The organism is Peptoniphilus sp. oral taxon 386 str. F0131 (assembly GCF_000090945.1).
Lineage (GTDB): Bacteria > Bacillota > Clostridia > Tissierellales > Peptoniphilaceae > Anaerosphaera > Anaerosphaera mikwangii.
On record NZ_GL349422.1, the window covers coordinates 150246 to 160522 of the forward strand.

Annotated in this window: 7 protein-coding genes; 1 reads left to right on the forward strand and 6 read right to left on the reverse strand. The window is 31.4% G+C overall.

The genetic code is table 11. The features are described from left to right. Positions 1-25: 25 nt before the first annotated feature. From HMPREF0629_RS00765 to HMPREF0629_RS00780, 4 genes are all read right to left on the reverse strand, one after another. Positions 26-772 carry a nitroreductase family protein gene (locus HMPREF0629_RS00765; protein WP_009221465.1) on the reverse strand — a complete coding sequence of 249 codons (747 nt, stop codon included), beginning with the start codon at positions 770-772 and terminating at the stop codon, positions 26-28. A gap of 55 nt (positions 773-827) precedes the next feature. Continuing rightward, positions 828-1184, reverse strand: coding sequence for a class II SORL domain-containing protein (locus HMPREF0629_RS00770; protein ID WP_009221466.1), 357 nt, complete (start codon positions 1182-1184; stop codon positions 828-830). Between the two features lie 106 nt (positions 1185-1290). After that, entirely contained in the window at positions 1291-2865 is a 1575-nt protein-coding gene (locus HMPREF0629_RS00775) for an S-layer homology domain-containing protein (protein ID WP_050747979.1), read from the reverse strand. Between the two features lie 121 nt (positions 2866-2986). Beyond that, positions 2987-4306, reverse strand: coding sequence for an NCS2 family permease (locus HMPREF0629_RS00780; protein ID WP_009221468.1), 1320 nt, complete (start codon positions 4304-4306; stop codon positions 2987-2989). Positions 4307-4571: 265 nt separating this feature from the next. On the opposite strand from HMPREF0629_RS00780, the gene HMPREF0629_RS00785 reads away from it, so the two are divergent. Next, a complete protein-coding gene (locus tag HMPREF0629_RS00785) occupies positions 4572-7466 on the forward strand; it encodes an insulinase family protein (protein WP_009221469.1) in 2895 nt (964 codons plus the stop codon). Between the two features lie 243 nt (positions 7467-7709). Here the strand turns inward: HMPREF0629_RS00785 and HMPREF0629_RS00790 are convergent, their stop codons facing one another. Both HMPREF0629_RS00790 and mobQ read right to left on the reverse strand, forming a co-directional pair. Further along, complete coding sequence (locus tag HMPREF0629_RS00790) at positions 7710-8351, reverse strand: hypothetical protein (protein ID WP_009221470.1); 642 nt, start codon at positions 8349-8351, stop codon at positions 7710-7712. Positions 8352-8417: 66 nt separating this feature from the next. Continuing rightward, the gene (gene mobQ / locus HMPREF0629_RS00795) at positions 8418-9878 is read right to left on the reverse strand and encodes a MobQ family relaxase (RefSeq protein ID WP_009221471.1); all 1461 of its coding nucleotides are present in this window, start codon (positions 9876-9878) and stop codon (positions 8418-8420) included. Between the last annotated feature and the right edge of the window lie 399 nt (positions 9879-10277).

Genomic DNA, 10277 nt, shown 5'->3' on the forward strand with positions numbered 1-10277 from the left:
CTTTTGTTTTGACAATAGCTTTTTTCTATTCAACATTAAACCCTTGCTTGGCAATAGATTTTAAAACATCTTTTCTCTTTATAACTATATCTTCAAATTTCTTAACAACTTGCTTTGAAAAACAATCTGATCTTCTTCCCTCATCTCTTGTATCATAGTAGTTCGTCATTTCATCATCATACCCTTTAATGGAATCCATATAGTTATCAAATACTTTATATTTATTTTCAAATATTTTTAAATTTACAGGCATTTTAGGTTTAATTTGAGGATTTTGCATAGGATATCCGAATCCAAGTCCAACAACTGGAAATGTTAATTCAGGCAATTTCAAGATTTCACAAATCCTGTCATAATCATTTAAAATAGATCCGAAATAGACTGCTCCAAGTCCTAAACTTTCAATGGCATTCACCATATTTTGAGCTCCTACAAGCGCATCTGTAAATCCTTGAAAAAATCTATCCATATCTCTATATGAATTATCTTTAAATCCGTTTTCTATTGCTATTCTCGAATTTCTATAAATATCTACTATAAATATTAACAATTCGGGACATTTTGCAAGATATTTTTGAGTGGATACTTTCATTATTTCATCTTTTATTTTCTGATCAGTGACTCTTATTATTGAACATTGTTGAAGTCCCGTTGAACTTGGCGCTCTATTAAAAACCTCAAACAACTCTTCCAATACTTCATCTTCAACCGCTCTGTTATCAAACTCTCTGATAGTTCTATGATTAAGCTGCATATTTATTGTCTCGTTCACTTATGACATACCCCCTATAAAAAAGAATCCTCAAAAGAGGATCCTCTATAAAGCATTAAACTTCTTGTGAATTTTCCCAAAGTCCATGAATATTGCAATAACTCATTGCATATAATATTCCTTTTTTAGTAGTTTTCAATGTAGAAACAACTTCAGGTTTAGTAAATAGTTCTTCTTCTCCATGAACCTTAAATTCATAACTTCCTATTTCAATAGGAAATTTTGCTCCTTCAGGTTGGAAAAATAACTTAATCCAAGAAATATGATGTTCCAAAGTATTTGGATGTGCTATTTCTTCTCCTACAAATGCTTTTACTACAAGCTCTTCACCATTATTTTCAACGTGTATTACAGGCACGTGTTTTTCATTTTTCCAATCTCCTGATTGTACTGTTTCTGTTAATTTTTTCATACTTTTATTACCCCCATATTATAACTTAATTAAATAATACCCCTTTTATTAAAATTTACACTATTTTTATATATTTTTTTAAATTTAATTACTTTTTAATATAAATTTAATTCCCTGTCGCTTCCAATATTTCATAATATGCCCAAAACTTGCTGCTGACATCTTTAAATGGATTTTTACTATATGAATCCATAAATGCCTTATTCGGAGTCCTATTTTGGAGTTTATTTAATACAGTTGCAACTTCCGCTCTTGTTATAGGCTCATTCGGAGCAAATAAATTCTTTCCTCTTCCATTCATGAGCCCCTTTGATGTTACCGCATCTATAGCATTTTTTGCCCAATGTTCTTCATTTACATCATTAAATGATAAAGGCGTATTATCAATATTTATATTTGCAAATTTTGAAATTATACTTGCAAATTCTGCTCTTGTTATAGACTTTTCAGGCATAAATTTACCATTGTTGTATCCGGTAATTATACCCTTTTTCTCCATAAATCCAACTGCATCTGCATACCATGCTTCTTGACTTACATCACTAAATGAACTGAAAACTCCCTGTGCATCTTTTCCAAGGTATATTTTTGTAAGTACACTTGCAACTTCCGCCCTTTTCATATTATTTTTTGGTCCGAAGGTCGTTTTTGAATATCCGTTCATGAACGGTTTTCTTATAATGGCAACAGCTTCCTTCAATTTTGTTATGGCATCTTCAATTTCAGCTCCTGAAACTTTCGACTTAACTTCAATATATTGTCCGTTGGCAACAGCAGCCATAAGTCTTGCAGCATGTTCTTTCTCTACTGACGATACATTAAGATCTCTTGCCATAGCAACATAGTCATGTAAAAGTTTCATTTTATTTTCATCATAACTTTTAATGCTTTCATCTACCATGCTTCCCGCCACATAAGAATCCTCTTTATTTTTTACAACAACTATAACACTTGCCGTCTTATCTTCTGCATCTTTTGTAAAATAACTTACAATATTTAATTTAGTTCCCACTTCTTGAGGTTCTATTCCAATCTTAAAATTGCCATTTTTATCACTTATTCCCTCTGCAATTTTTTTACCCTCAATCAAAATCTTTATCTTTGAATTTTTTTCAGTTACTCCTGTTACCTCAGTTGATTTTGAAAAGACATCACTAACTACTATTTTGCCGTCTTGTACCTTCGTATTTGATGTAATATCTTTTTGTTGTGAACTTTCTGAACCGGTCTTATCAACATAGGATAAAACAAATGAATTATTAAAGTTACTTCCGGATACCGTGTCCTTTTTAACTACTGTAGATATATTTAAAGTAAAGTTTCTAAGTCCATTTAACACATTTACATCATTTATAGATAGTGTAACTAAATTTTGAGTATTTTTCTTTACACTTGTAACTTTAACTTCAATTTTACTGTCGACAAGTTCTATTCCGTCCAGTTTATTTTCAACTACAGAAAGGTTTGAATCCATAAGTACAGTTACTGCAAATGATTTATAATACTTTTCATAGCTCTCCGGAAGACTTATCTTCAATTGGTAATTTAACTTGTCCCCCTCCTGCGCAGAATATATAGCAGGATGCTCGAGCACAACTTGAATATCTTCCTTTGCATATACTTGTATTGTAATTAATAATATGGAAAAAACAAATACAATCATATTCCTAATTTTTATCACATAATCACCCCTCTATTTATATTATATTATGTATTATAAATTTAGTATATTAAATTACTGTTACAAAATAGGTTATACAAAAAAGAGTATATCATTTACTGTGATATACTCTTTTTTTCCGTTAAAATGGAAATAACGGTTTTAATATTCTAAGCAAAAATATTACTGCAAGGAGTATCATTATCGGAGATACTTCTTTGCGTCTTCCTGTTGTTACTTTTAACAATGCATAGCTCATCATTCCAAATGCAATACCTTCTGCAATTGAGTATGCAAAGGGCATCATTGAAATTGTTAAAAACGCAGGAAGTGATTCTGTAAAATCATCAAAGTCTATTTCCTTTATAGGGCTCATCATAAATAATCCAACTACGATAAGAGCTGCTGATGTAGCTTCTGTTGGCACTATTGAAAATAGCGGAAAGAAAAACAGTGAAATCAAAAAGAAAAATCCTGTCGATAGTGAAGTAAGTCCTGTTCTTCCTCCATCTGCAACCCCGCTTGCACTTTCTACAAATGTTGTTACTGTACTTGTTCCAAGAGCTGCTCCTGCCGCTGTACCTATTGCATCTGCAAGAAGTGCCTTTCCTACATCCGGTAACTTTCCATCTTCATCCAATAATCCCGCCTTAGTAGCTACTCCTGTAAGAGTTCCTATTGTGTCAAATAAATCTACAAATAAAAATGTAAACATTACCGAAAACATTTCAAATGTAAAGATACTGTTTAATTGTAGCTTAAATGCTATCGGCTCAATTGACGGTGGTAATGAAAATATTGCAGTTTGAGGTAATTGAGATACACCTAAAATAAGAGCTAAAATTGTCGATCCTATTATTCCAAGAAGTAAAGCTCCTTTAACTTTTTTAGCTGTTAAAAATCCCATCAAAAATAATGCAAAAAATAATACGAGCGAGTTCGGTGTAAGTAGATCTCCAAGAGATAAAATTACGCCTTCTCCCGGTACTATTATATTAGCATTTGTAAATCCTATAAGTGCGATAAAAAGTCCTATACCTACCGATACAGCTTTTTTTAAAGTTAACGGAATTGATTCAAAAATTGCTTCTCTAACTTTAAACATTGATAATAATATAAATAAAATACCTTCTAAAAATACTGCTGTTAATGCAAATTCCCAGGGTTTCCCCATTTGCATGCAAACTGTAAATGTAAAAAACGCATTTAGTCCCATACCGGGTCCTAATGCAAACGGAAGATTTGCGTAAAATCCCATAATCAAAATTGCAATTACCGAAGAAATTATAGTTGCAGTAAATACAGCTCCTCTATCCATTCCTGTTTGTGAAAGCAAACTCGGATTCACAATCAAAATATATGACATTGTCATAAATGTAGTAAGTCCCGCAGCAATTTCAGTTCTTACATCAGTCTTTCTTTCACTAAGCTTAAATCTCTTCTCAAAAAAGCTACTCTCCATAAAAAAATTCCCTCCTCATGCTAATAAGTCCCTATAAACATACTATAATATTCTTATTTAAATAAATTTCGGTACTTCGGAAATCACTTACAAACAAAAATATTACTTCTTAATAATATCACATAGGCATTACAAAAAAAAGATTTTTATGACTCTTGGAATATTTATTTTTCAACAAATTTATAGAAAAATATCTTTTAAAAATGTTGTATTTTTATACTAAAATAATTTTTTTCGAGTATAATATAATTTTAAGGAGGCAAGTATGAACAATTATAAACTTTTAAATGAAGAATATATAAGTGAGGTTGCATCAACTGCAAGAGTGTATGAACATAAATCTACAAAAGCTAAAATCCTCACTCTATCAAATAATGATGAAAATAAAGCATTCGGTATAGGATTTAGAACTATTCCGACAGATGCAACCGGTGTTGCACATATAGTAGAACATTGTGTTCTTTCCGGTTCAAGAAAATATAAGACAAGAGAACCTTTTATGGATCTTATCAAGTCAAGTATGCAAACTTTTTTAAATGCTATGACTTTTCCCGATAAGACAATATATCCTGTGAGTTCAAGAAACAAAAAAGACTTTTATAACTTAATGGATGTATATTTAGATTCCGTTTTCTATCCGAGAATGTATGAAAAAAAAGAAATATTTTTACAAGAAGGCTGGCATTATGAACTTGAAAATAAGGAAGCCCCTCTTAAATATAACGGTGTTGTGTATAATGAGATGAAAGGTGTCTATTCAGATCCTCAAAATATAGTATCTGATGCAATTACATTTAATTTACACAAAAACTCCTCTTACGGAATTGACTCCGGCGGGGACCCTAAAGATATTCCTAATTTGACCTATGAAAACTTCTTAGCATTCCATAAAAAATTCTATCATCCTTCAAATTCATATATATATTTATACGGTGATCTTGATATGGAAGAAGCTCTTGATTATATCGACAGAGAGTATCTAAGTAATTTTGAATATAAAAAAATTAACTCTGAAATAATTTTAAATGACCCTATTCAAAAACAAGAAAGAGTTACAGAAACATATAGCGTATCTGAAAATGAACTCGGAGAAAATAAAGATTTTCTCGGATATAGTTGGTGCCTTGGAAATGCAGATAATCAACTTGATTTATTTATGAGAAATTTTTTAGCAGAGCTTTTAATCGACTCAAACTCATCTCCTATAAAAACTGCACTGCTTCAAAATGGATTTGCAGAAGATGTATATGCGGAAACATCAACTTCAAAAGCTCTTGATTTATCAATTGTTGCCAAAAATACCGACAGTTCAAAAATTAATGAGTTTAAAAGCATCATAGAAAACTGTCTAAGAAAAGTAGTTGAAAATGGAATAGATAAAAATTTACTTGAAGCTACACTAAACAAATTTGAATTTGCTTTTAGGGAAGGCGGCGGTACGCAACGCTCAATTATATATTATATACGTGCTCTAAATTTATGGCTGTATGATTTAAGTCCAATAGACGGATTAAAGGCAAATGATTTAATCAATGAAATAAGGGAAAAAATAAACTCAAACTTCATTGAAGATTACATTGAAAAAAAACTTTTAAACAACAACTATTCAATCTTAATTTCAGTTGTTCCTGAAGTTAATAAGAGTGTTATTGAAGAAAATGAATGTGCTAAAAAACTTGAAGCATATAAAAAGACTCTATCGGATGAAGAACTTGAAAACATAATCAAACAACATCAAGAACTTATTGAATTTCAAATGACCGAAGACTCCGAAGAAGATAAAAATACAATTCCTTCTCTTGAATTATCCGATATAAAAGACGGTATAACACACATACCTCATGAAATCTATGATGAAAAACATGCAAAACTGTTATTTAATGAACAATTCACAAATGAAATTTCATATATAACTTTAAGTTTTGACATAGCACATATATCACAAGATAAATTAAAAGATATGTCAATTATGACAGATCTCATCGGAAAATTATCAACCGAAAAATACAACTATCATTGCTTAGATTCCGAAATCTATAAAACAATGGGCGGTTTTGTAATAAACCCTACGACTTACAAAGACTACTCAACAAAAAACAATTTCTCCCCAAGATTGAATTTGAGTTTTAAAACTCTCGACGTAAACTTTGAAAAATCAGTTCAACTTGTTGAAGAAATAATAAATTCTACGACATTTGATGATAAAAACAGAATAAGAGAATTATTGTTGATGGAAAAGTCATCTGATGAAGCTACAATTTTACAAAATGGTCATAATATAGTAATGGAAACAGTAAAAAGCTATTTTTCAAGACAAGCTGCATACAACGCACAACTTAACGGACTTGAAAATTATTTCTACCTTTCCGACTTGATAAACAATTTTGAAGAAGAATTTGAAAAATTTAAAGTTTCGCTCATAGAACTTAAAAAACTTGTATTTAACAAGAATAACTTAGTAATAAACTACACAGGTTCAAGAAAATCACTTGAAATAAATAAGAAATATATCTTAGAACTTGCAGAAAAATTAGATGACTCAAAATATGAAATAAGTGAATTTGAAATGGAACCTACACCTAAAAACCAAGCATTTACAACATCAGCGGGTGTTCAGTATGTATCTAAGGGATACGACATAGAAGCTCTTGGAGAAGAATATTCAGGTATTCTTACAGTTCTCGGAAGCATACTTTCAACAAATTATTTGCACTACAATATTCGTGCAAAAGGTGGCGCTTATGGTGCAGGAGTTAAATTTACAATGTCTTCTGACATGATGAGCTATTCTTACAGAGATCCACATTTAAAAAATACTATTGATGTATATGACAATATGTATAAATTCTTGGAAGAGCTGACACTTAGCACTTCAGAACTTAAAAATTTCATAATAGGCTCTGTAAATAGTTTTGACCCGCTTTTAAGTCCATCAGCAAAAGGTGATATAAATCTTGTGCGTTACTTGTCAAATATCACAGAAGAAAAACTCTCTAAACATAAAAAAGAAGCTCTATCCGCAACACTTGAAGATCTAAAAAAATTCGCACCTTTAATTAAAAAAGCAATGGATAAAAACTATCTGTGTGTAATCGGAGGAGAAGAAAAAATTAAAGAACATTCAGATTTATTTAATGAAATAATAAATTTAAAAAAATAATAAATAATTGAAAAATATTTTAATAAAAAATGAAGTATCTATTTAATAATAAATACTTCATTTTTTAATTTAAACATGTTCCGCAGAGAGCGTTTTGTCAAGTACCTTTTTATATTTATGGATGCTTTTTCTGTAGGATATTTTTCACTTTTGGACAAGAAAAAACAGTAAACCTTTTTGATTTACTGTTTCTGTGTTAGTTTTTATTAAAAAATTGTTTTTTACAAAAGCTAGGATTTTTAGTTATCCCCAATGTGGAATAATCAATTGAAATATAAATGCAACTATAACGGATACTCCTAATTCTAAAACAAATTCTTTTGGCTTTCTATACAAGATTAGAACACCTATTATCCATGTTATAACCTCCATAAGGTCATACATATAAAAGCCTTGTAGGGGATTAAGATTGAAAGCCTGAGCAAATAACACTCCAATAATTGTTCCAGAAAGAACAGTTGCAAAAACCCCTTTTCCTTTTGCATACCAGCACATGTATGCCATAAAAAAGGATACACAAGCAATCACTACCCATATCATCATATAAGTTTTCGGCAGAAAACCTAAAACATAATTGCAATATAAATAATACCCCATCAGCATACTAATCAAGAACGAAATTGTGTTAATTGATGCTCTCAAAGGAGATTTAGAATAAACTGATATTATTGTTCCAAGCAAAATCCATATAGATAATCTGCCAAAATAATTTACAACATCAAGTTGTTGAAAAATCATTGGGAAATAATTGCTTGCTGTACCATCAATCCATTTCTGAAATACTCCAAGTGCAAACCCAAATAACATGAACCCTACCGTTGCCAATATATATTTTGAAGTAACACCCTTTTGAGGTATTCTTATTTTTTCAAGAAATACTTTCATTTTCTATTCTCCGCCAAATTCAAATTTTGTTTATATTAAATCATTATAGCATTTTTTCACTTAGTTTTATAGGTCTAACTCGTTTTGCTTTACCTGTGATGGTCGCTTTTCTCGTTCCTGTAACTGCTCTATACAGGTCTTAACTTTTTCTGCCTGTCCTACTTCTTCTCGTATCTCTAATATCTGATTGTAAAGGCTCATTTTCTCTTTTTTCAAATTGGCAACTTCTGATTTCCATTTTGATATATTCAAGGTCTTACTTTCACCTAAATGCTTTTTCAGATATTTCTTGGCACTTTCAAATAAAAGAATCTCTGCCGTATGCTCGTTATAAAAATCTTCCTGTTTGCTTTTCTTGGTTTTGGTATAGGCTTTGTAGGTGTCCTTGTACTTCAAATATTTTTCTGATTGGTCTATGAGTTGTGTTTTTTCATCAATCTTCTTTTCAGTGTCTTTTAAAGCTCTTGTGGTCTTATAATTCTTATCTCGTAAATCGGTAATGCTTTCTTTCAGTTCAGATAATGAATTGATGTTTTTCTCTTTTAGTAATTGACAACTCTCAATATATTTTTCCAAGTCTGCATTGTTGTTATCTGCATTTTTACGAATAAGATTTTCAAAGATGAATAACAGGTTCTCTTTGGGTGAGAGGGTGGATTTTGTATTTTCTTTTTCTGTTTTTTCTTCTTTTCCAATTCCTCTTATCCAATTTAGTAATGCCTTTATTCTTCTTGAGATTTCTCTTAAAATCATATTTTGATGTTTGATTTCTCGGTTGATATTTTCTCTGTCTGTGGCTATGCCTTTCTTCTCCATTTGGGTTGCTGATACGCCCATGTGGATTGTTGGTATTTGCTCTATGCCTTGTCTTTGATAAGAGCGGTGATCCACTTTGTCTTGTATGCTGTTTTCTTCAAGATATTTGTTTGTAATATCTGCCCATGCTTTTCTCCAGTGTTCCGCTTTCTCTTGCTCGTTCCAATCTGTTGTATTTATCTTTCTTGTTTTGTAATTGCCATTTTTAAGTTTTACCTTTTCTCCGTTTTCATCAAGGATATATTCCTTTTTTGATTTTGCTCCCCATGTTGTATCTTCATTTAGTGGTCGCATGGTTAGTAGGATATGACAATGTGGGTTTCCATCATTTTTATCATGTAAGGCAATATCGGCACACATACCTACTTTTACAAAATTTTCTTTTACATATTCTCTTACAAGATTTATTTGTTTTTCTCGGTCTAATTCTTTAGGTAGGGCAACTTTAATTTCTCTTGCAAGCTGTGAGTTTTTACTTTTTTCTATTTTCTCAACACTGTTCCACAATGTCCCTCTATCTGAAAATTCCTGTGGTGCATTTTGTGGTAAAAGAATTTCAGTATGGGCTATTCCGCCTTTTCTTGTAAAGTCGTGAACCTCGCCATCATACTCATTTTTTATCTTTTCGCCACTACGATAGGCGGAAGCTGCTACTGCACTTTTGCCTTTGCCTCTTGAAATAATCTTTATGCAAAGATGATATATCGCCATAGTAAAAAACCTCCTTTCCATTTTCCGATATGGTTATGGTGGCGATAGATAGAACTTCCTAAAGAAATCGGATAGCTTTTTATCCGATTTCTTTTGGGAAGTACACAAGGGGTAGGAAATTTATTTCCGTAGGGGAGTGTAGCTCCCCTGTATCAGCGTTAGCCGATATGCCCTCTGCTAAGAGCCTTCGGAGAACGCACGCACCTGTTAAGGTGTATATGTGCGCCCTTGTAAACAAGGGACTATTCCTCGATGTCCGTTACAGTCTCTTGGTTTTCTATATTTTTACTTTCTGTTTCTTCTCTGCTTTCAATGATTTTTAGTATTTTAAGATTGGCTTCTTCTTTACGAATTAGAGATGTGATTAGCTGATAAAATTCATCTTTGGTGAAGTTTTTA

What these genes read in the sequence shown, in the direction of transcription:
- HMPREF0629_RS00785 (WP_009221469.1), top strand. Translation starts at nt 4,572, where the DNA reads ATGAACAATTATAAACTTTTAAATGAAGAATATATAAGTGAGGTTGCA.
- HMPREF0629_RS00770 (WP_009221466.1), bottom strand. Translation starts at nt 1,184, where the DNA reads ATGAAAAAATTAACAGAAACAGTACAATCAGGAGATTGGAAAAATGAA.
- mobQ (WP_009221471.1), bottom strand. Translation starts at nt 9,878, where the DNA reads ATGGCGATATATCATCTTTGCATAAAGATTATTTCAAGAGGCAAAGGC.
- HMPREF0629_RS00790 (WP_009221470.1), bottom strand. Translation starts at nt 8,351, where the DNA reads ATGAAAGTATTTCTTGAAAAAATAAGAATACCTCAAAAGGGTGTTACT.
- HMPREF0629_RS00780 (WP_009221468.1), bottom strand. Translation starts at nt 4,306, where the DNA reads ATGGAGAGTAGCTTTTTTGAGAAGAGATTTAAGCTTAGTGAAAGAAAG.